The following is a 21926-nucleotide window of genomic DNA, read 5'->3' on the forward strand; positions in this document are numbered from 1 at the left end:
CTAGGCGGTCGAAGATTCCGACGGCAGCCTTGGTGCTCAGGACAAGCGCGCGCTGACTGGCCGGGCTGCGCCAGAGTACCGCCCAGCACATCCTTTCCAATACGGTCGCTCCAGGGGTAGCGAGCTCAATTAGGGCATCGCGCATCCCATTTTCTGCAGTTGAGCTGCAACCCAGGTGCGGTCATTGCGGCCTTCGCGGATGGCCTCCATCTGGCTGGTTTCGGCCTCGTGCTTTGCCTTTGCGGCGGCATGAACGCGATCGAGGTCTTCGAATGGCACCGACACGACGCCATCGGGATCGCCACAGATAAGGTCTCCGGGAGCGATAACCATGCCTTCGAGGGCGATTGGCGCGTTGACCTCACCGGGGCCGTCCTTATAGGGGCCGCGGTGGGTGACGCCCGAGGCAAAGACCGGAAAGCTGCCGGCACTGAGTTCGGCGCTGTCGCGAATGGCCCCGTAGATGACAATGCCGCCCAGCTTCTTGTACGCGGCATAGGCCACCATCAGCTCGCCGATAATGGCATTGGTGAGGTCGCCGCCGGCATCGACCACGATGACGTCGCCCGGCTGGGCCAGGTCGAGCGCGGCGTGCACCATGAGGTTGTCGCCCGGCCGGGACTTCACGGTAATGGCCGGCCCACAGAGACGCTCGCCGGCATAGTACGGACGCAGGTTGGGTCCGCCGGCCACCATGCGCTGCATGACGTCGCTGATATTGGCGACCGGCAGGGTGCGGAAGCGCTCTGTCCATTCGGCGGAGGCTTGGCGGGTGCGATTGAGAACGCGAAACTGGGTCATGGCTAACTTTCCGGGTTGGGTCAGGCGTTGACGGACGTGCTGGCCAGCGAGGGCTTGGCCTGCGCGGCGCTGTCAAAGGTGCCCTGCTCGAGCATGGTGATGATGTTGGTCGCGCTCTGGACCGCCATGTTACGCAGCGCCGAACGGCTGGCGCCGCCGACATGGGGCGTCGCGATCAGGTTCGTAAGGCCGAAAAGGGGGTGATCGGGAGGCGGCGGCTCCTGCGAGAAGCTATCGAGCGCCGCGCCTGTAATATGCCCATTGCTCAGGGCATGGTGCAGCGCCATTTCGTCGATGAGGCCGCCGCGCGCCGTGTTGACGAGGAAACCAGCTGGACCGATGAGGTCCAGCTCGCGCTGGCCGATAAGATTGCGTGTGCGCTCGGTCAGCGGACAGTGCAGGCTGACGACATCGGCCCGTTCGAGCAGTGCATCGAGAGCGTCCACCCGCTCCACGCCCTCTCCGACAGCATGGCCGCCGGGCTCGAAAGCCATGGCCTTCATGCCGAGTGCACGGGCAAGGCCAGCGGCACGCCGGCCGATATCGCCATAGCCGACGACACCGAACGAGGTGCCGGCGAGATCGCGGCCGACATAACTGGTCTTGGGCCAGCGACCGCCCTTCACCGCGCGGTCGAGAACCGTGACATCCTTGAGCAGCGACACCGTAAGCGACACCGCCAGTTCAGCCACAGATTGGGCATTGGCCGAGAGCGCGCGGAGGACGGGAATCGATCTGTCACCGGCTGCAGCCAGATCGATATTGTCGACGCCCGAGCCATGCTTGGCGATGACCTTGAGACTGTCGGAAGCCTCGATCACGCTGCGGTCAATCTTGCCCTGACGGACAAGAATTGCGTCGACCTGATGAGTTCGGGCAGCCTCGCGCAGCGCCTCGGGGCCCGCATAACCGTCGACATAGACCGTCAAGCAACCCTTTGCCGCCAATAGATTTTCGGCTTCGTCCACCAGCTTTGCGCCGGTGACCAACACTGTCCATCGTGTTCCAATTTGCGGCTGCTGTTCCGTCACGCCGTCCTCCTGTCCATGCCGTCGTGTTGACGAGCACCATCTAGCGTGTATTGTACTATATGAAAAGTGATTGTACTAAGTACAACGACTACGCTTTTCGGGAGGATGTAAATGCCTGGCAATTCCACTGCGGTAGCGGCCGTTGATCGCGCCGTCGCCCTGCTCAGTGCATTCGGAGAGGAAGACGCAAGCTTGACCCTGACCGAGTTGGCGCGGCGCACATCGCTGGACAAGTCGACGGCGCTGCGGATCGCCCGCACGCTGGCCGGCAACCGCATGCTCGTGCAATGCGAGGACTCGTCCTGGCGCCTGGGCCCCAAGCTCGCCCAGCTCGGCGCGCGTTATACGGCGTCCTTCGTTCCAGAAAAATTCGTTGCGCCGGAGCTGATCAAGCTCAGCGACGATACGGGCGAAAGTGCCGCCATCTATGTCCGCGAAGGCGACACCCGCGTGTGCCTGGTGCGCAAGGACTCGGCTCAGTCCATCCGTCACAGCGCCCGGCCCGGTGACGCCATGTCTCTGGACAAGGGCGCGGCCGGATGGGTGATCATGGCCTTCGGCGGCCATGTGGGCGAGCTATGTCAATCCATCCGCGAGCGCGGCTACCACCTGACCCGGGGCGAACGCACCCCCGACGTGGCCAGCATTGCCGTGCCACTTTTCGGTGCCGGCAACACGCTGTTCGGTTCACTGGCGCTGACCGGCCCTCTCGTCCGCTTCACCGACGAAGCCGCGCAGACCCATCTGCCACGCCTTTTTGCGGCGGCCGATGCGATTTCGAAAATTCTCGGCTCGGAAGGGCAGTCGGTTCGGCGCTGAAACCAAGGCCAAAACACCAAATCATCATAGGAGGAAGATCACATGAAGCTCTTTTCAAGGCCGGCCCTGGCGTCCCTGGCGCTTGCAGGCGCGTTCGCGGTGCCCGGCATTGCGCTGGCGCAGAACTACACCACCGATACGATTACATTCACCGTGCCTTTCCCACCCGGCGGCGGCACAGATATTCCGGCGCGCCAGTTGGTTGATAAGATAATCGCCAATACGGGGTTGTCGATCATCGTCCAGAATCAGCCCGGTGCCGGCGGCAATATCGGCATGGCACAAGTCGCCAGATCGGCCCCGGATGGTCTGAATATCGGCATGGGCCAGACTTCGAACCTGGCCGTCAATCCATCCCTTTATGCGGATATTCCCTACGACGCGCTCAACGATTTCACCCACATTGGTCTTTACACCACTCAGCCAATGGCGATCGTCACGTTTCCCGGCTCGCCTTACCAGAGCCTGGGCGAGGTCATCGAAGCCGCGCGCGAAAATCCTGGCGCCATCCTCTATGGAACGCCAGGTGCCGGTACGGTCGCGCATTTGTCGCTCGAACTGCTTGCCACCGAAGGTGAACTGGAGCTCACCCACGTTCCTTACCCAGGCATTGCACAGGCAATTTCTGACGTGATGAGTGGCGTCGTCGATATCTATATCGGCAGTGTGCCAAGCGTTCTGCCGCATGTGCGTGCCGGCAGCGTGCGCCCGCTTGCCGTTACTTCAGCGGAGCCAAACGCAGTGCTTCCCGATGTTCCCACCGTCGCCTCGTTCGGCTTTGACGGCTTCAATGCGGCCGACTGGAAGGCTGTTGTCGGTCCGGCTGGAATGCCGGAGGAAATCGTCACGGCGCTGAACGCAGCCCTCAACGAAGCGCTCGAGGACGAGACGCTGCGCCAGCTGCTGATGGCTGACGGCAGCACGCCCCTGGGCGGCACCAGCGAAGAGTTCGCGCAGTATCATGCCGAAGAACTCGAAACCTGGGCTGCGGTGATCGAGGCCTCGGGCGCCACTGTCGACTGATTGAACTTTTGCAGGGCCGCGCTATCCCGCGCGGCCCTCAGCGCATCTGCGCCCCAAGCAATTTCTAAGGAGAGCGGCATGGTAGACCGCAATTATTCGGAAATCGTGCCCGGTCTCCTGATCGCCATCTTCGGCGCGATCGTGGCGTTTTATGCCTCCCAGAATTACACAATCGGCACCTTGCAACGCATGGGCCCGGGCATGTTCCCGATGGCGCTCGGCATCCTGATCGTCGGCCTCGGCTTTGCACAAGCGCTGACCGGCTGGTTCAAGTCGGATCTGCCGCGCATCGATCTCTCTCAAATCCAGTGGCGTGCGGCGCTTTTCAGTCTCCTGGCGGTCATTGTCTTCTCCCTGCTGATCCGTACCGCAGGCTTCATCCCCGCCGTCATCGGCGTGGTGGGTATTTCCGCCTTTGCCGACAAAGGCGCGCGGCCGCTGACGGCGGTCATCCTCAGCATCGTCCTGTGCGCCATTGCCTTCCTGATCTTCCGGGTTGGGCTGGGTATGCACTTCAAGATCATCGACTGGCCCTTCTGATGTCCTATTTCGACAACATCTTCCTCGGGCTGCAGACAGCGCTCTCCTGGTACAATTTGCTCTGGTGCTTTGTCGGTGTGTTTCTCGGCACGCTGCTCGGCGTCATTCCCGGCATCGGCGTGGTCGCCGCCATTTCCATGCTCTTTCCGCTGACCTTTCAGCTGGAGCCGACAGCTGCGCTGATCATGCTCGCCGGCATCTGGTACGGCACTTCCTATGGTGGCAGCACCGCCTCGATCCTGCTCAATGTGCCGGGTTCTGCCACCAATGCCGTGACCTGCCTCGATGGTTATCCGATGACCAAGCAGGGGCGCGGCGGCATTGCCCTGCTGATGACCACAGTGGCCTCGTTCTTCGGCGGCTCGTTCGGCATCATCCTGCTCATGGGCTTTGCCGGAACCATCAGCGCCTATGCGCTCAGCTTTTCGTCGGCGGAATATTTCTCCCTGATGCTGCTCGGGCTCATCGCGGCCTGCAATGTGTCCAACGGCTCGATCATCAAGGGCCTGATCATGGTGGCGCTCGGCATCCTGTTCGGCCTTGTCGGCAGCGACATCTATACCGGCACACGACGCTTCGATTTCGGCATTCTCGACCTTGCCGACGGCATCAATCTCGTTGCCCTGGCCATGGGCCTGTTCGGCGTATCCGAAGTCATTGCCAGCGTCGGCAAGGTCGATGGCAAGCAGGTCGATCCCAACTCGGTCAAGTTCTCGGCCATGAAACCGACCAGGGAAGATGTGCGTCGCTCATGGCTGCCGATGATCCGGGGCTCGTCGATCGGCGCCTTCTTCGGCACCCTGCCGGGCACGGGCTCGTCCATTGCCGCCTTCATGGCCTATGCCGTCGAAAAGCGCGTGTCCAAGACGCCGGAGAAATTCGGCACCGGTGAGATCGAAGGCATAATGGCGCCCGAGGCGGCCAACAATGCCGCCGACCAGACCTCGTTCATTCCCACGCTCGCCCTCGGCATTCCCGGCAGCGCCACCATGGCTCTGATGCTGGGTGCGCTGATGATCCATGGCATCGCGCCGGGTCCGCAGCTGATGACCGAACAGCCGTCCTTGTTCTGGGGGCTCGTCATGAGCTTCTGGATCGGCAATGTCCTGCTCGTCATCCTCAACGTGCCGCTGATCGGGGTGTGGGTGCGCCTGCTGATGGTCCCCTATAACTGGCTGTTCCCGGCCGTTCTGATGTTCATCTGCATCGGGACCTATACGGTGAGCAATTCTTCTTTCGACGTCATGCTTGTCGTCATGTTCGGCGCCCTCGGCTATGCCCTGCGCGTCGGAGGCTATCCAGCCGCGCCGATGCTGCTCGGCTTTGTCCTCGGGCCGATGATGGAAGAGCATTTCCGCCGCGCCATGCTGCTGTCACGCGGCGATTTCGGCACCTTCCTCAGCCGCCCGATCAGCGCCACGGTGCTGGCCATTGCGCTGCTGGTCTTGCTCTGGGGGCTCAAGCCGCTGATCTTCAACCGTAAACCTGCCTGATATGCTGCTTGTCAGTCCGGTCCGCAATTGTTCCATGCTGGTGTTTGTCGCCCTCAGGAGCGGTCAACTGGACAATGACCGTGCCTTGACGCAACTATTGCGGGCTTGGCTTCAGGGTTGGATACTGGCGTCGAGTGCGGCGCTGAAGCCGCTGAAGGAAATGGGCAGCGATACCTCGCGTTGCGCACCGTCCTGGAAGGTGAAGCTGCCCGCTTCCACGGCTGCCTTCATGCTGTCCAGCACGGTGGCGTCGAGCGTTGCCTGGGCAATGCAGACTTGGAGACACCGCCGGTATTCGAGCAGCAGCGGCTCGCTGTCCTCCGCAATTTTGAGCGTGATATCGCTGGGTAGCCAGACCCCCTGAGGGACCTGGATAACGATGAGCATGGGAGAATCCGTCGTCGCTCGGCCGACCGAGATGGTTGCCACCACGCCCTGCCCCTCGATCTGGAGCGTCTGCACCACCTCGCAAGCACGGTTCTGGTCAGCCTGTGCGACGCAGCGCATCAGCCAGTCCTGATAGCTGGCGGTGGTTTCGCCCGGCTGCACGATTGTAGCGTCCTGCGCCAGGGACGGTGCACCGCTTCCGGCCAGCACCACGCTCAGAAAGAGCGTGCAGAACCGCTTCAAACTTACGGACATAGTTCCAGTACTTTCGTGTTTGTAGAAAACTCATGGGCCCGAAGGGAGCATTCTGCGACGGCTGCGTCGGCGCAACTGAAGACCTGCCTGCCCATAACGTCAGAATTCACCCCGCAGCCGGGCAGTGACCGCGTTCTGGCTGGCTCCCTCGGCGAACCTGCCGGCATAATTGACGTCGAGCGACAGGCCGTCGGAGAAGCCGAGCGAAAGCCCCGTGCCGAGGATCAGCATGTCCTTGGCGGCCGGCACACCTTCGATGGTGAATTGATTAGAGCCCGATTGCATGGTTGCCGAGGGTGCAGTGTCGCCAACGACATGCTGCCAGCCCACGGTGAGGCTCGGCGTCAAGGTGGCGCCGTCCAGATCGATGGTCGTCGCAAAACGCGTGCCCAGGGTCGTGTAGACCGTCTGCTGCCCCGCGATATCGACACTGAGGCCGGCCGCCCCGCCCCCACTCTCGATGGCCGACCCGCTGGAGACGTTGACATAGGCCAGACCCCCGAACGGCTCGAGCTCGTAGCCGTCGAAATCGAGACGGAAGCCGGCTTCGCCAAAAATCTGCAGGGCATTGAGGCCGTAGCCGGCGCTCTGCTGGTCGGAAAAGCCGGGGAAGTCGATACGGCGCTCCACATCGATGTCGTGCCAGCCATAGGCGGCACCACCGCGCAAGCCGAGAGCGCCGAACTGCGCATCGAGATAGGCACCCAGATCGACACTGGCCATGGTTCCGAACGATGACCGTTCGTCCACCTTGAGCTGCGCGCTGCTGTAGCCGCCGACCACACCCGCGCGCAGGCTGTCGGTGATGGCGGTATCGACGCCGACGAAGATCCCCCCTACCGTCGATGACAGGGGCGACGCATTGCCATTGCCGCGAATCTGGTCCCAGCCGCCATAGCCCTGCACCCACACCGACGAGGAAGAGGCCTGACCAAGCGACACCGTTGCGGGACCCGTCGAACCGGCCGCCGAAGCGAGGGCACCGCTGCCGTCCTGGTCGAGACGCGCACCGATCGTCTGACGCAGATTGGAGCCTTGCTGCCCGATCAGGGAATTAATGCTCGGATAGATCTCACCGGAGAGCAGGTCGAGCGCCGGGGCCACGGCATCTTCGGACAGCCGCGTCATGGCGTCAAAGAGCGCGTTGCCGCCGCCCAGCGCCTGTATCGCGGTCGCGACACTGGCCTGGTTACGCGTCTGGGCATAGGTAGCGATACTGGTGCCGGAATAGACGAGGTCGAGAAAGACGTTCTTGTCGTCATAGCGCAGGGTGGGCAGCAGGAAGGCTAAGTTCGACACCACGCCGCCAAACGTGCCCGACCGGTTGCCTGTGGTGGTAAGGATGGTGAGGCGGCTGTTGCGATCATAGAGGCCACCGCCTGCGACAATCTCGACCCGCGCGCCCGAGGAAATCGTCACATCGCCCGAAGCGATGATCCGGTCATGCCTGCCGTCAGGCATCACATCCACCGAATAAACCGAGCCGGTATTGAAGGTCACCGGGCCGTTGACGGTCAAGGTGCCGGGCGAATAGCCCGGCGCAACCGTACCACCGGCGTTGACGACCAGCCCGCCGATTGTGGCCGAGCCACCCAGCACGCCGCCATTGCCGACGACAAACTCGACCGCGGAACTGGAGCCCTGCGCCAGCACGGCTTTCGTGTGCTCGAGCGTCACGTCTGCCGCGACCGATGATGTGAACGTCGCAGTGCCGCCACCGCTCAGAGTCAGCATGCCGCTTCCGGTAATCGAGCCTGGGACCGTATAGGCATCGGAGCGGCTGTATACAAGGTTGGCATTGTTGATGATGTTGCCGCTGAGCGAGCCCGTGGTGCCGCCATTGCCGATCTGCAGCGTGCCGGCCGAGATGGTCGTGGTGCCCGAAAAGCTGTTGTTTCCGGTGAGGATCAGCGTGCCGTTACCGGCCTTGGTAAGGCTGCCGTCGCCGGAGATGACCCCTGCAAGGGTCAGGGTCGTGGCATCTGCCGTGTCGATGGCGGCATTGCCGGTGAGGCTGACCGAGCGGGAGGAGGTGAAGGATGCCGTCGTCGCAAGCACGCCCGTTGCTATGGTGAGGCCGCCGCCGGTGGCGCCAAGCGCGCTGTCCGCACCGATTTTCAGCGTGCCGCCCGAGATCGTCGTGCCGCCGCTATAAGCGTTGGCGCCCGAAAGCACGAGCGTGCCGTAGTCGGTCTTTTCGATGCCCGCCGTGCCGGCCAGCATGCTCGAAATCGTCGCGACCATCGTAGCGCTCGCCGCTGTACCGTCACCAACACGGATGGTCGCGGGATCCGCACCGGTGAATGTCAGCGCATCGCCGGTCACGCTGTAGCCGGAGGTGACGAATTGCAGGCCTGTGGCCGTGACGTCGCCGGCGTCATTGTCGACGCTGACCGTGCCCGCTGTTCCCTGGAAAATGGCGAACCCGCCTTGTGCAGCCAGCGGGATCGTTCCCGACATCGTCGTCCAGTTGGTATTGTCCAGGCCTGCCGTCCAGGTGCCGTCGCCGCCTTCGACCGCCTGCGTGGGCTCGGTGGTAACGCCGTTCCAGAACTGTATCGAGCTATCGGATCCATCCACGACAAGGTTGACAATGCCCGATTGTGACGTTTGCACCAGGCCTGTGAAGCCACTTCCAAGTGAAGTCAGCGCCAGGCCATTATTGGTGAGCGTGCCCGTATACCCGATGATGCTGTAGACGCCGGCGCCGAAATCGGTGCCCTTGCTTACGTTCAGCGTCCCATCGAGCGTGAGATCGCCGTTCACGGTGAAAACGCCGCCTGCCGCGCTTGCCCCCAAAGTTATATTGAGACCGGAACCCGACGAAAGGGTGAGCCCACCCATGGTGAGCCCGGCGCCCTGTGTCCCCGACAGCGAGCCGCCATCGCGCACCGTCACCACACCTGCAATGCTGCCCGAACCCTTGAGCGTCGCACCATCCCGCACGTCGACAGTGCCGACCAGGCTACCGGTGACATCGAGTGTACCGGCGGAAACCGTCGTGCCGCCCGTATTGGTATTTGTGCCGGATAGCACCAGTGTGCCGGCCCCCGCTTGCGTCAGCGCTTCGCTGCCCGAGATCACGCCGGAGAGGGTGAGCGTGGTACCGGCGGACGGAGCGAAAGTGCCGGCGCCGTTCAGAAATACGGTGCGGGCAGACGAGAACGTTCCAGTGGTCGCCAGCGTGCCGTTCGTGAAGGAGATGGCGGTGCCTGTACCGAGGTTGGTTTCGGCGGAGACCTCAAGCGTGCCGTTGGATATCGTAGTGCCTCCGGTATAGTTGTTGCTCCCGGACAAAATAAGCGTGCCGCCGCCGCCCATTCTGAGAAGGGTACCGGAGAGCACCCCCGACAGCGTGAGCGTGGTGCCTGCGGCTGGCCTGATGAAGCCGTTTGCGAGGTTGACGGCACGGCCGGAACTAAAGCTCGCCGTAGTGGCGAGGCTGGTGCTGGTCCCACTGATGGTGAGGCTTCCCGAGGTGTCGCCGAGATTAGCGTCGGCGGACACCGCAAGGGTTCCTGCCGAGACGGTAGTCCCTCCACTATAGGTGTTGTTCCCCGACAGTGTGAGGGTGCCGCCGCCCACCTTGGAGACGACACCGCTGCCGGATATGGTGCCGCCAAAGGTGAGGGCATCACTGCGGGAGAAGGTGAGCATCGCGTTGTTCGTGACGTTACCGGTCAAGCTGCCGGTCGCTCCGGCATTCCCGATCTGGAGCGTGCCTGACGATATGGTCGTGCCGCCCGAATGGGTGTTGGCGCCCGTGAGGATCAAAGTGCCGGCGCCGCTCTTGGTGAGCCCGCCCGATCCAGTCATCCCGCTCGAAATGGTCGTCGTCCCCGAAGGACTGATGGTCGCGGCGCCGGTGAGGGAGATGGCGCGCGCAATTGTTATCGAAGAAGTGACCAGCGTGCCGCCTGCCATGGTCAGGACGCCGCTCGTATTGCCCAGGCGAGATTCTGCGTTGATGCTTACGGTGCCGGAATTGATGGTCGTGCCGCCGGTATAGTCATTGACCCCGCCGAGAACCAGGGTCCCGGCCCCTGACATGGTCAGACCGCCGGATCCGCTGATTTTTCCGTTCCATGTCAGGGTGGCACCCGATGCCGGCGCGAAGGCACCGCCGCTTCCGGACAGGGTGGTGACGCGCGAAGTGGTGAAGGTTCCCGTAACCGCCAGCGTGCCCCCAGAAAGCGTGAGCGACCCGATGCCTCCAAGGCCGCTGTTCGCCGCGATCTGGAGCGTGCCACCCGCAATGGTGGTGCCGCCAGTATAGGTGTTCGTGCCGGAAAGAATGAGCGTACCGCTGCCAGTCTTGTTAAGCGCGCCACTGCCCGACAGCACACCGGAAAGCGTCGCGCTATTACCGCTCGTGTCGATGAAAGCCGTCCTGCCTGAACCTATCGTCATCGCGTTCGACGTGGTCAGGTTTGATCCGACGGCCAGGGTTCCACCGCCGAAAGTGAACGTGCCGGTGCCGCGGATGCCGTCCGTGCCGCCGACCGTCAGCGTGCCGCCGTTCAGGTTGACCGTGCCGCTGCCCGAGCCGAAGCTCAGATAGCTTGAACCCGAAAGAGTTAGCGATCCACCCGTCAGGTTCAGGGTGCCGGTTGACCCAGTAACACTGGCGAGCAGGAGCGGCGTTGCGACAGTGGCCGACCCGCCCGAAATATCAAAAGTACCGGTGCCCCCTGCGGCGGCGCCGAAGACGATCTGTCCTGAACCGCCAACATTCTGCACGGACAATGTGCCGGCAGAGAGTTCGTATGTCCCTGATCCGCCCGTGCCGTAATTGGACACATCGCTGCCGAAGCTGATCGGAAACTGCAGCCCAAGGGTCACGCTGGAGCCCGCGCCGTGCTGCCTGATGACGCCGACGCCCTTGGAATCGCCGACATAGAGCTGCCCGCCGGCAAAGCTGCCGGTTGTCATGGAGAACTGGGCGTTGTCCGAAACGATCAAGGTTCCGGTCGCTGCAGTCCCGGTGCCGCCGCCGCCCGAGGTGCGCGAGCCGATATAGGCCGTCATGCCCCCCGAGCCGGCATCGAACACGCCATCGCCCGACAGGGTATAGGTGCCCGACCCGCCCTGCGTGCCGAGGTCGAGCGAGCCAGCGCTGCTGAACCGCACCACCCCGCCGGATTGGGTAATGGCTCCGGTTACGCCGTTCCCTCGCCCTACGGCGAGGCCGCCATAATTCAGGCTTCCCGCGTTCGCGACATAGAGCAGCTCGCCGGCGGTGATGTTGAGGCTGCCCGTGCCGCCTGTCGTGTTGGTGGCGCCGCCACCCACCCAGATACGCCCGATCGAAGTCCCGGGAGCGGTGCTGGTATCCGCAAGATTGACCTGGAGGGTGCCGCCGCTGATGTTGAGCGTGCCTGATGAACCGCTGCCATTGCCCAGCTCAATTCGGCCTGCACTGGTCCCCGAAGTGGTGTCCAAAGTCAGGATCGATCCAGAGAGCAGTGTCAGCGTAGCATCGCCATCCGGATTGCCGACCTGAAAGGGCGACGTGTTGAACGTCAGCGATACGAAATCGCCAGCGCCGGGCAGTATCCAGTCCGGCCCGGCGACGAAAGTGCCGCCTCCCTGCGCCGTGATGGTGTCCGGCTGGCCGCTCGTAATGGTCGCGTCTACCGCCGCCTGCAGGCCGCTCGTGTCCGTGACGATTACGCTGTCGGCAAGAGGGCTGCTCAGTGCGGCAACTTGCAAAACAGCGGAGAGCACAGCGATGCCCACGCGCAGCCGCGCCGCGTGTCTTCGAACAACACCCACCAGTTCGCCCCACCGCCCTCAAACAACCTTGGCTACTGGCTCGTCCTCGAATCCACCAAGATATTAAGATTGCTATGAAAACATCCAATATTTGTAAAGCTAGCGTTCCGTCTGCAGCGTCGATTTTTCTTGGTGGCTAAATCAGTTCTTGCTGATTGACGGTCTGCAGCAAATTTCTCACGTGCCAGCCCAGCGCAATCGCTGGCGACAAGTCGTCGTAGAAGGATTTGTTGAGGGTCGCCCTCGAGGCATTTCCGGAGCGTCTAGAAGCCCGGTCATGACCAGCGGTATCGATTAGACCCTAGTGAGATTGGTCTGGGAAGGCGACCTTGGGCAAACCGGTCATCCAACTGCGACGCAATTGAACGACCGAAGACTAGATGAGACTGCGAAAAGCCGAGGTTTTTCGGGGCTTTGAATGGTAGCGGAGGAGGGATTTGAACCCCCGACACGCGGATTATGATTCCGCTGCTCTAACCAACTGAGCTACTCCGCCCCAAGGGCTGCGATCATGCGATCGGTGCGCGCCTTACTAAGGTTGAGAGACTGGCCCTGTCAAGCGCCTGCTGAGGCGCTTCAGGTTTTTTCCAGGCCCGCCATGAAATCCCGCACCAGGACGAGGTCCGCCTCGAACTTTTCGCGCTCCCGCGCCCGACTTTCCGGGTCCGGAATGCGCAGCAGGTAGGAAGGGTGATTGGTGATAAAAAGCGTTGAGCCATCAGGCATTTGCAGGGGTTGGCCGCGCATCTTGCCAATGGTGACGCTGGCCTTTCCGAGAAGGCTTTGGGCGGCCGTGGCGCCAAGAGCCACGATAACTTTGGGCCGGACAAATCCGATTTCAAGCCCAAGCCAGAACTTGCAGGCCTGAACCTCCCCGCCATCGGGCCTCTGGTGAATGCGCCTCTTGCCGCGGGGCTCGAACTTGAAATGCTTGACGGCGTTGGTGACATAGACCTTCTTGCGGTCGATACCCACCTTTTCGATAACTTGATCAAGTACTTGGCCGGCGGGACCGACAAAGGGCCGACCCTGCAGATCCTCCTGGTCACCGGGCTGCTCACCGACGAACATGACGTCTGCCATTTCGGGGCCTTCGCCGAAAACGACCTGGGTGGCATGCTCGTAGAGCGGGCAACGCCGGCAGCTTTGAACGGCCGCTTTGGCGTCGTTAAGCGACTGAATTTGTTCGATTTCTTCTGGAATTTCCACCTTTCGGCGCAGGTGCCGGGCCGGCGGCTGGGTGGCGGCGCGCTCGATCATGTCCTGCTCCATGGTCCTGGCATTGCGGATCAAGGGGGCAATGGCGGCGGCCTCGGGGAGGTTGCGCCAATATTTGACCGGCATTTCGCTTTTCATCATCGAAACCTTGAGCCGCGCCGGATTGAAGATCGAGACGTAATAGGTTTTCCAGTCTTCCTCGACCGCGTCTTCAGCGGGGACGTCACTCTTACGACCGCCGGGACCAAAGCTTAGATTTTCCGTGTCCCACCAGGCACTTGCATAGGGCGTCACGATGCCCCAATGCATGCCGGCGAAGCGTCGGGCGAAGAAGGGTGCGGTGGCTTCGAGCGTGAAATGATCGGGCTCGAACCAGGCGACAAACCGCTCCTGGCCGGCCTCGTCCAGCACCTGCCGGAAGCGGACGAAGGCCTTCATCTTGTGACTGTCGCGACGCACTGCAGAGGCCATTTTCGCTAACAGACTGTTAACCCTGTCCGTCGCATCAGCCAGCAAACGGCTATCAGACTGTGAACGCCAGAGCACATCATAGAGCAGCGCGAAGCGTTGTGGCTCTGAGTGCTGGATCACCTGCCCGGCAAGCTCGATGAAAGCACGCGGCACCGACCCGACCACACCCTGAGGCGCAGCCGGTAGTTCGTCGGAGCCGAACAATTCACCGCCGCTGTCACCGTATTGCCAGACGATGTCCTCGGGCGCGATGTGGGCCATGAGCAGACGCCGGGCCTGATCGCGCCATTCGGCAGGATCATTGGGGCGTTCGAGCCGGACGCGATACATTAAAACAGGCTCAGCTGTTCGGGCGGCGGCGCCAGCTTCTGGCGCAGGCGTGCATCGTCGGTCAGCCCACCCGGCGACCAGTCAGCGGCGGCGATGAACGGCCGCACCTTGTCGATGGAGGCAGTGAGACGCGCAACGTCGTCCAGCCGCAGGCGGTGATGGCGGCGCGAGGCGATGATGCGGTTGACCGCGTTGATGCCCAGGCCCGGCACCCGCAGCAGGACTTCCCGCTCCGCGCGGTTCACGTCGACAGGAAAACTCTGCCGGTTCTTCAGCGCCCAGGCCAGTTTCGGATCGATGACCAGATCAAGATCGCCATCCTCGCCGCCCGAGACGATCTCGGGCACGTCGAAGCCATAAAAGCGAATGAGCCAGTCTGCCTGATAGAGACGATGCTCGCGCATCAGCGGCGGGGGCTTGAGAGGAAGGCGCGATGAGGCATCCGGGATCGGGGAGAAGGCGGAATAATAGACGCGCTTGAGCTGGTAGCCGGAATAGAGCCCCGCGGCACGCGTCAGGATGGCGGCGTCCTTTGCGCCGTCCGCGCCGACGATCATCTGCGTCGACTGGCCGGCTGGCGCAAAGCGATCCTTCTTGGCCTTGAGCTTTTTTTCCGGCGCGGCTTCGTCGAGCTTGCCGCGCAGCCGAGCCATAGCCGTGCGAATTTCGGACGGACGCTTTTCCGGTGCGAATTGCTCCAGTGCGCCATCGGTCGGCAATTCGATATTGGTGGAGAGCCGATCGGCCCAGCGCCCAGCTTCAAGGAGAAGCTCGGGCGCGGCGTTGGGAATGACCTTGAGATGGATATAGCCGGCAAAGAGGTGGTCTTCGCGAAGGGTACGGGCGACCCGCACCATTTCCTCCATCGTATGGTCGGGAGACTTGATGATGCCCGAAGACAGAAACAGGCCCTCGATATAATTGCGCCGGTAGAAATCGAGCGTCAGCCGGACTACCTCGTCTACCGAAAAGCGGGCGCGTTGCACATTGGACGATGAGCGATTGATGCAATAGGCGCAGTCATAGATGCAGAAATTGGTCAGCAGCAGCTTGAGCAGGCTGATGCAGCGGCCATCGGGGGCGTAGGAATGACAGATGCCGCTCCCCTCGGTTGATCCGACGCCCTTCGTGGCCGATGAATTGCGTTTCTCGCTGCCGCTTGAGGCGCAGGACGCATCATATTTGGCGGCATCGGCCAGAATGGCCAGCTTGCGGGTCAGGGACAGGGCAACCATATCGTTCATCCTTTGTTCTGGATGAATAGCTGGTATGGTCGGCCGGCGCATGTCAAAAAGACATGCCTCGGCTTTTTGTGAACGGCCAGAAGGGGGACGCCAGGATGAGCCATCGGATCTATTCGACCTCGGTTGCCAGCGTCTATCCGCTCTATGTGCAAAAGGCGCAGCGCAAGGGGCGCAGCAAGGCGGAAGTGGACAGAATTTTCCACTGGCTGACGGGGCACGACGCGGAGAGCCTGGCTGCCGAACTGGCGACCGGCGTGACCTTTGAGGATTTCTTTATCCGGGCCCCTGCCCTCAATCCTGACCGTCGATTGATCAGGGGTGTGGTCTGCGGCGTGCGGGTCGAAGAGATCGAGGAGGATGTGATGCGCGAGATCCGCTATCTCGATAAACTCATCGACGAACTGGCCAAGGGCAAGGCGATGGACAAGATCCTGCGCGCCTGATCGTCCGTCCACAGGAGTTAAACGATGATCGACCTCGACCGATTGCCGAAAGAAGGCCCGATTACCCTGATCGCGACCTTTACCGCCCGACCCGGCCAAGCAGAGCAGGTCGCGACCCTATTGGCCGGCCTGGCGGAAAATGTGCGGCGCGAATCGGGCAATCTGGCCTTTGACTGCTATCGGCGGCACGACGATGAGCACGCCTTCGTGGTCTATGAGATCTACCAGGATCGCGCCGCTTTTGCCGAGCATGTCGGTGCCGAGTACGGCGCCACCTTCAACGCGGCACTCAACGAATTGATCGTCGAACCGCATTCCATGCTGACTTTTCTCGGACCGCTGGCCGCACCTGATATCGAAGCTGTTCAATAATCGGTACCAATCCGTTGCGATTGGCTGACTTTGCAACGATGACAGGTGACCATACATTCCGTCTCGAACACGGCGCATCGGCGTCGCATGAGGAGACATGCACATGACACTCGAACTTGGCGGCATCCACCACCTGACGGCCGTGACCGCAGATGCGCCGCGCAATCTCAAATTCTACACCAAGACGCTCGGCATGCGCCTGATCAAGAAGACGGTGAACCAGGACGATACGTCAGCCTATCACCTCTTTTATGGAGATGGCGTCGCCTCGCCCGGCGCCGACCTGACCTTCTTTGATTTTCCCACTCTGCGCGAGCAGCGCGGCAACCACACCGTTGGCCGCACCGGGCTGCGCGTCGACAGCGAGGAGACGCTGAACTGGTGGAAGGAGCATCTTGAGGCCAATCAGGTCTCGACCTCCGGCATCAAGGATCGGTTCGGTCACCTTTCGATGGATTTTGAGGATTTCGAAGGCCAGCGCTTCCGCATGGTGATCGACGAGCACAATAAGGTCGTGCCCTGGGCCAAGTCGCCCGTGCCGGCCGAACGGCAGATCATCGGGCTTGGGCCCATCACCCTGTCCGTGCCCAAGCTCGAACCCACCGACGCCATGCTGACCCGCGTGATGAATATGCGGCAGGTGCGCAAATATGCTGCGCGCGAACGCAATGCCGAGGTCTTCGTCTATGAAATGGGCCCCGGCGGTCCGGGCGCCGAACTGCATGTCTCTGTCGATCCGAGCCTGCCCAATGCGCGGCCCGGTGCCGGTGGCGTCCATCACGTCGCTTTCCGCACCCCCAACCAGGAAACGCTGCGGGAATGGATCAGCCACGTCAATTCGTTTGGCATCCGCTCGTCGGGTGAGGTGGAGCGGTTCTATTTCACTTCGCTCTATTTCCGCGAGCCCAACGGCATCCTGTTCGAATTGGCGACCGACGTTCCCGGCTTTGCCGCCGACGAACCTATGGAAAGCCTGGGCGAACGCCTGTCGCTGCCGCCCTTCCTCGAAGGGCACCGCGCCCAGATCGAAGCCGGCCTCAAGCCGCTCGAATAACGCGTCTCGTTCGGCATCGTCGAAAACCCTGGAGCGGCTCCCTTGTCACGAGGGAGCCGCTTTGCCGTTCAGTTCCGGCCGAGGCGCTGCTTCATCAACTCGGCTTCGCGCTGGCCGAGCTCGAAGGCTTTCTGCCGGATCCAGTCATTGGCGCTGGTCTCACCGTCGCGGGCCAGACGCCGATTGTACTCGGGCACCAGCGCCTCCACGGCCCGGCGGATACGGGCCTCCGCTTCGGCATCGAGCGTAATCTCCTGAGCAGGGATTGGCTGCGCCATGACGGATGGCATGGAGAGGGTGAGGGTCAGCAGGGTGGCGGCGAGAATTTTGCGCATCGTGACATCCTTTTCTTGCTGCTGATAGGACGGATGGAGTGCCGCGGACCTTGGTGGGATGCGGCGGATTTGGGGGAAGGCCCCCTCACCCGGCCTGCGGCCTCCTTCACCTCTCTCTTGGGGAAGAGGTCGCCGCGAAGCGGCGGTTGAGGGGAGATTTCCGCCTTAATCCGTGGACCCATCCGGCTTCAGCATTGCGGCCATGTCCACCAGTCGGATGAATTCGGCCCGGTATCCGCCGTCATCGTCGCCGCGGCCGGCGCGGGCGAGATCCCGGATCGCTTCCCAGCTCATGGCGCTGCCATGAACGCTGGACCTGACCTTCTGCCCGAAGGCTGCGACGGCGGCGGCGAACTGGGCATCGACGCCCGCCTCGGCGATATCGTCATAGACCAGCTCGGACGTCACCGGCACTTCGATCAATTGGCTCACGGCGCTGTCGGGCAGCTTGTAGCGCATCTTGAGGAAGGCAAGCTCGCCACCCTCCATGCCCTGCGGCGCCGCCTCGCCATAGCGCAGCGGATCGACCTGCCCGGCACCCGCAGGGGTGATCTCGTAGAGCGCGGTGACCGTGGTGCCGGCCCCGATATCTCCGGCATCGACCGCGTCATTGTTGAAATCCTCGCGGTTGAGATGGCGCGTCTCGTAGCCGATCAGCCGGTATTCGGCGATTTGGGCCGGGTTGAACTCGACCTGCACCTTCACGTCATTGGCGATGGTGTGCAACGTGCCGCCGATCTCCTCGACCAGCACTTTGCGGGCCTCGGCGAAGCTCGAAATGTAGCTGGCATTGCCGTTCCCGTTCTGGGCCAGCGCCTGCATGGTCGCGTCATCGAGATTGCCCTGCCCGAAGCCGAGCACCGAGAGGCTGATGCCACTCTGCCGCTTGTCGGCGATGAAATCCTTGAGCGCGTCGGGATCGTTGATGCCGACATTGAAATCGCCATCGGTGGCGAGGATCACGCGATTGGTGCCCCCCGCGATCCGGGCCTGCTCGGCCAGCCGATAGGCCAGCTCGATCCCTGCAGCGCCCGCGGTGCTGCCGCCGGCATAAAGCTGGTCCAGCGCCGCCATGATCTGCGCCTTGTTATCGGCCGCAATCGGCTCCAGCGCGATACCGGCCGAGCCGGCATAGGTGACGATGGACACCGTGTCATTGGCCGAAAGCTGGTCCAGCAGCAGTCCGAAGGCGCGCTTGAGCAGCGGCAGGCGATCCGGCGCATTCATCGAGCCGGACGTGTCGATGAGAAAGACCAGATTGCTTCTGGTATCGGCCAGGACCGGCTCGAACCCCTTGATGCCGATCTGCAGGATCTGCGTATCGGTGTTCCAGGGCGTCGGGAAGACCTTCACATCCGGCGCGAAGGGCGTCTCGGCATCGTCCGCCGCCGGATAATCATAGGGGAAATAGTTGATCAGCTCCTCGATACGCACCGCGTCGCGCTGCGGCAAGGTGCCGTCCTCCAGCATGCGCCGGACATAGGCATAGCTGGCCGTGTCGACATCGAGCGAGAAGGTAGACACCGGCTCTTCTGCGGCGATCTTGAGACGCTGCTCGTCGAAGCCGGTGAATGTGTCCCCTCTCATCTCATAGCTGGTCGGCGCGAGCTGGTCGGCCGAAACGCTGCGCATCGTGGTCATCATGGGAGAGGGCGATGGTGGGGGCGGTGCGGCATCCACCAGTCGCGGCTCGGCCATGACCAGCTCATTGGCCGTCTTGGCCCGCGACTCGGACGGAATGGATTCGGCATTGGTCACAGCGCCGCCTGCCACAGGCGGGGTTTCCGAACGGTGCTCCCAGGTGGGCGGCAGGGCGGTGGAGCTGTAAAGCTGCCAGCCCAGCGGCAGGACCAATAGGGCAATGGCGGCAGTGCCGATGGGGATACGCATGTCCATGATCGAAATCCTTCTGAGGGATGTGAAGATGGACGTGAGACGGCTGCCCCCGAATTTTCCTTTGGGGGCCGCAATGGAGATTTTGGCCTTTTCGGCAGCGTAGGAGGAGCGTGCGGCGGCCAGCGCCCTGGCGCGCGCTTCTGGACGCGGGGCCGGCGGCGTCGACTTCAGGCGCTCGAACGGATCGTTGTCGTGGCTCATAGCAGAACCTTCAATTTCTTGCGGGCTTCATGCACGTGGAAGGAGACGGTCGCCTCCCGGATGCCCATGATCTCGGCAGCCTCGGCATGGCTCATTTCTTCGGCATAGACCAACAGAACCGCGTCGCGCTGTTTTTCCGGCAGGCGGCGCACCGCATCCCAGAGCTGGCTGTTGGTGGCGGCCGCCTCCTGGTCTGGCGGCTGGTCGGGGGGACTGATCTCGGCATAAGCGTTGAGATCTCGCCCCCGCCGCCTGCCCGCGCGTTGCCAGTCGCGCACCGCATTGATCGTGATGCGATAGACCCAGGAGGAAAAGGCGCTGCGCCCGTCAAACCCCATAATGGCCGCACCGAGCTTGACGCAGACATCCTGGGCAATGTCCTCGGCCTCGTGCCGATCGCCGCACCAGCGCCAGGCCGTGCGATAGATGGCGTCGTAGTGATGCTCGATCAGGTCGGAAAAGGCCTGGCTGTCGCCCTTGCGGGCGCGATCGACCAGGCTATCGGCAAGCCCGGCGCGGTCGGGCGGGGGTGCGGCGGTCAGTCCCATCATCTCAGCATGCACTCGCCGCCTCTCCGCGCTATTGTGCAGATAAGACGGCAGCGCGGCTGAATTCCTTTGGTCCTGCCCCAGCATTTTTGCCTGTTTCGGAGACCCCGACCATGCGTGACGACAAGCCCGGCCCCTTCGGTCTCAACCGCACCCGCATCTTCCTGCTGGCCATGGGCGCCTTCGTGCTGCTCATCACCGTGTCGATGATGATGGGCGGGCTGGGCTCCTATAATGCGCTCAAGGAAGCCTCCAACGCCGCGCGCGAGCCGACGGCGGAGCAATTGAGCGGCAATTGATGTCGTAACGCCTGAGGCGCCGGGCGCGATCGCTAGGCGACCAGCGCCTGCGGCACCGCCTCGGCGATGAAGCCCCCGCCCAGCACCTGGCTGGTGGCCCCGTCATCGGCATAGAACACGCAGGCCTGTCCCGGCGAAATCCCGTATTCGCCGGAAACCAGCGTCACATAGACCGCCCCGTCGCGCATCTGGATCACGGCCGGCTGCGGGCCGCGGGTCGAGCGGACCTTGACCTCGACCGGCGCGCCATTGCCGGCGCTGGCCTCGGCCAGCGGCATGCCGCCCAGCCAGTTGACGTCGCGCAGGCGCACCGTATGGGTCCTGAGCGCCTCGCGCGGGCCGACAATGACGCGTCCCGTCCGATGGTCGAGCTTGACCACATAGAGCGGTTCGCCCGCCGCGATGCCCAGGCCCTTGCGCTGGCCGATCGTGTAATGGACGATCCCCTCATGCTCGCCGAGCACCCGGCCGTCCATATGCACGATCTCGCCCTTGCTCAGCGCCTCGGGATGCATGCGCGCGATGATGTCGGCATATTTACCCTGCGGCACGAAGCAGATGTCCTGGCTGTCGTGCTTGTCGGCGATCTCGAGGCCGAATTCCCGCGCCAGCGCACGCACTTCGGCCTTGCCCATGCCGCCGAGCGGAAAGCGCAGGAAATCAAGCTGGTCCTGGGTGGTGGCAAACAGGAAATAGGACTGGTCGCGGTCATTGTCGACCGGCCGGAACAGCTGGCGCCGTCCGTCTTCGCCCAGCCTGGCCTGCACGTAATGGCCGGTGGCCAGCACGTCGGCGCCAAGTTCGCGCGCGACGGTCATCAGGTCGACGAACTTGACCGACTGGTTGCAGGCAATGCAGGGCACCGGGGTTTCGCCCTGCTGATAGGCATTGGCGAAGGGCTCGATCACCGAGGCCTTGAAGCGCTCTTCGTAGTCCAGAACGTAATGGGGAATGCCAAGCTTTGCGGCAACGCGGCGGGCATCGTGGATGTCCTGCCCGGCGCAGCAGGCACCCTTGCGATGGGTCGCCTCGCCATGGTCGTAAAGCTGCAGGGTCACCCCCACCACTTCGTAGCCCTCGCGGGCGAGCAGGCCGGCAACGACCGAGGAATCCACGCCACCGGACATGGCGACGACGACGCGCGTGTCCTCGGGGCGCTTGGCGATATCAAGCGAGTTCAACATGTATCCTGCATCCGGTTGGGTTCAAGGGCCAGCGGAAAACTTGGCCCGGTATTTACGCGCAAGCCGGCCAGGTGTCCATTCCCCGCCCGGCAGCTTTTGCCGACGCCCGGCAGCTTTGCACCGGCGGAGGCTGGCAGGATGACCGGAAACTCGAAAACAAGTCATTGATAGAGCTTATGTTTTGAGGGGACGCAAACTTGGCAAGGC

Annotated in this window: 18 protein-coding genes and 1 tRNA gene; 8 read left to right on the forward strand and 11 right to left on the reverse strand. The window is 62.8% G+C overall.

Annotated features, from left to right (window positions below; translation table 11 throughout):
- Positions 1-129: 129 nt before the first annotated feature.
- Together VE26_RS11705 and VE26_RS11710 are read right to left on the reverse strand one after the other, a co-directional pair.
- The gene (locus VE26_RS11705; RefSeq protein WP_046105457.1) at positions 130-801 is read right to left on the reverse strand and encodes an RraA family protein; all 672 of its coding nucleotides are present in this window, start codon (positions 799-801) and stop codon (positions 130-132) included.
- A gap of 20 nt (positions 802-821) precedes the next feature.
- Complete coding sequence (locus VE26_RS11710) at positions 822-1832, reverse strand: hydroxyacid dehydrogenase (RefSeq protein WP_046105458.1); 1011 nt, start codon at positions 1830-1832, stop codon at positions 822-824.
- A 111-nt stretch (positions 1833-1943) separates the two neighbouring features.
- Here VE26_RS11710 and VE26_RS11715 point away from each other — a divergent pair, with 111 nt between their 5' ends.
- The 4 genes from VE26_RS11715 to VE26_RS11730 all read left to right on the forward strand — a co-directional run bounded on the left by VE26_RS11715 (position 1944) and on the right by VE26_RS11730 (position 5707).
- Positions 1944-2651 (forward strand): IclR family transcriptional regulator, encoded by a 708-nt coding sequence (locus tag VE26_RS11715; RefSeq protein WP_046105459.1) that lies wholly within the window; start codon positions 1944-1946, stop codon positions 2649-2651.
- Between the two features lie 42 nt (positions 2652-2693).
- Positions 2694-3674, forward strand: a complete 981-nt coding sequence (locus VE26_RS11720) for a Bug family tripartite tricarboxylate transporter substrate binding protein (protein ID WP_046105460.1) — start codon at positions 2694-2696, stop codon at positions 3672-3674.
- A 78-nt stretch (positions 3675-3752) separates the two neighbouring features.
- Positions 3753-4214: a tripartite tricarboxylate transporter TctB family protein gene (locus VE26_RS11725; RefSeq protein ID WP_046105461.1), complete on the forward strand. Its 462-nt coding sequence runs from the start codon at positions 3753-3755 to the stop codon at positions 4212-4214.
- A complete protein-coding gene (locus tag VE26_RS11730; RefSeq protein ID WP_046105462.1) occupies positions 4214-5707 on the forward strand; it encodes a tripartite tricarboxylate transporter permease in 1494 nt (497 codons plus the stop codon). Before VE26_RS11725 ends, VE26_RS11730 begins: the two co-directional genes overlap by 1 nt.
- Positions 5708-5818: 111 nt before the next feature.
- On the opposite strand, the gene VE26_RS11735 is transcribed toward VE26_RS11730, so the two are convergent.
- From VE26_RS11735 to VE26_RS11755, 5 genes are all read right to left on the reverse strand, one after another.
- The gene (locus VE26_RS11735) at positions 5819-6349 is read right to left on the reverse strand and encodes an invasion associated locus B family protein (RefSeq protein ID WP_046105463.1); all 531 of its coding nucleotides are present in this window, start codon (positions 6347-6349) and stop codon (positions 5819-5821) included.
- A 99-nt stretch (positions 6350-6448) separates the two neighbouring features.
- Entirely contained in the window at positions 6449-12124 is a 5676-nt protein-coding gene (locus VE26_RS11740; protein ID WP_152658830.1) for an autotransporter-associated beta strand repeat-containing protein, read from the reverse strand.
- A 419-nt stretch (positions 12125-12543) separates the two neighbouring features.
- Positions 12544-12620: transfer RNA gene (locus VE26_RS11745), tRNA-Met, on the reverse strand.
- Between the two features lie 80 nt (positions 12621-12700).
- Complete coding sequence (locus tag VE26_RS11750) at positions 12701-14143, reverse strand: UdgX family uracil-DNA binding protein (protein ID WP_046105465.1); 1443 nt, start codon at positions 14141-14143, stop codon at positions 12701-12703.
- Complete coding sequence (locus tag VE26_RS11755; RefSeq protein WP_046106276.1) at positions 14143-15378, reverse strand: putative DNA modification/repair radical SAM protein; 1236 nt, start codon at positions 15376-15378, stop codon at positions 14143-14145. The genes VE26_RS11750 and VE26_RS11755 overlap by 1 nt, the downstream gene beginning before the upstream one ends.
- Before the next feature lie 104 nt (positions 15379-15482).
- On the opposite strand from VE26_RS11755, the gene VE26_RS11760 reads away from it, so the two are divergent.
- The 3 genes from VE26_RS11760 to VE26_RS11770 all read left to right on the forward strand — a co-directional run bounded on the left by VE26_RS11760 (position 15483) and on the right by VE26_RS11770 (position 17256).
- Entirely contained in the window at positions 15483-15830 is a 348-nt protein-coding gene (locus tag VE26_RS11760; RefSeq protein WP_046105466.1) for a DUF2200 domain-containing protein, read from the forward strand.
- 24 nt (positions 15831-15854) lie between these two features.
- Entirely contained in the window at positions 15855-16202 is a 348-nt protein-coding gene (locus VE26_RS11765) for a putative quinol monooxygenase (protein ID WP_046105467.1), read from the forward strand.
- Positions 16203-16305: 103 nt separating this feature from the next.
- Positions 16306-17256 (forward strand): ring-cleaving dioxygenase, encoded by a 951-nt coding sequence (locus VE26_RS11770; RefSeq protein ID WP_046105468.1) that lies wholly within the window; start codon positions 16306-16308, stop codon positions 17254-17256.
- Between the two features lie 68 nt (positions 17257-17324).
- On the opposite strand, the gene VE26_RS11775 is transcribed toward VE26_RS11770, so the two are convergent.
- The 3 genes from VE26_RS11775 to VE26_RS11785 all read right to left on the reverse strand — a co-directional run bounded on the left by VE26_RS11775 (position 17325) and on the right by VE26_RS11785 (position 20236).
- Positions 17325-17591: a hypothetical protein gene (locus tag VE26_RS11775; RefSeq protein ID WP_046105469.1), complete on the reverse strand. Its 267-nt coding sequence runs from the start codon at positions 17589-17591 to the stop codon at positions 17325-17327.
- A gap of 165 nt (positions 17592-17756) precedes the next feature.
- Positions 17757-19688, reverse strand: coding sequence for a vWA domain-containing protein (locus VE26_RS11780; protein ID WP_046105470.1), 1932 nt, complete (start codon positions 19686-19688; stop codon positions 17757-17759).
- Positions 19685-20236, reverse strand: coding sequence for an RNA polymerase sigma factor (locus tag VE26_RS11785; protein WP_046105471.1), 552 nt, complete (start codon positions 20234-20236; stop codon positions 19685-19687). Before VE26_RS11785 ends, VE26_RS11780 begins: the two co-directional genes overlap by 4 nt.
- 113 nt (positions 20237-20349) lie before the next feature.
- On the opposite strand from VE26_RS11785, the gene VE26_RS11790 reads away from it, so the two are divergent.
- Entirely contained in the window at positions 20350-20535 is a 186-nt protein-coding gene (locus tag VE26_RS11790; protein ID WP_046105472.1) for a hypothetical protein, read from the forward strand.
- A gap of 32 nt (positions 20536-20567) precedes the next feature.
- Here the strand turns inward: VE26_RS11790 and mnmA are convergent, their stop codons facing one another.
- Entirely contained in the window at positions 20568-21719 is a 1152-nt protein-coding gene (gene mnmA, locus VE26_RS11795; protein WP_052715865.1) for a tRNA 2-thiouridine(34) synthase MnmA, read from the reverse strand.
- Between the last annotated feature and the right edge of the window lie 207 nt (positions 21720-21926).

The organism is Devosia chinhatensis (assembly GCF_000969445.1).
Classification (GTDB): Bacteria; Pseudomonadota; Alphaproteobacteria; order Rhizobiales; family Devosiaceae; genus Devosia; species Devosia chinhatensis.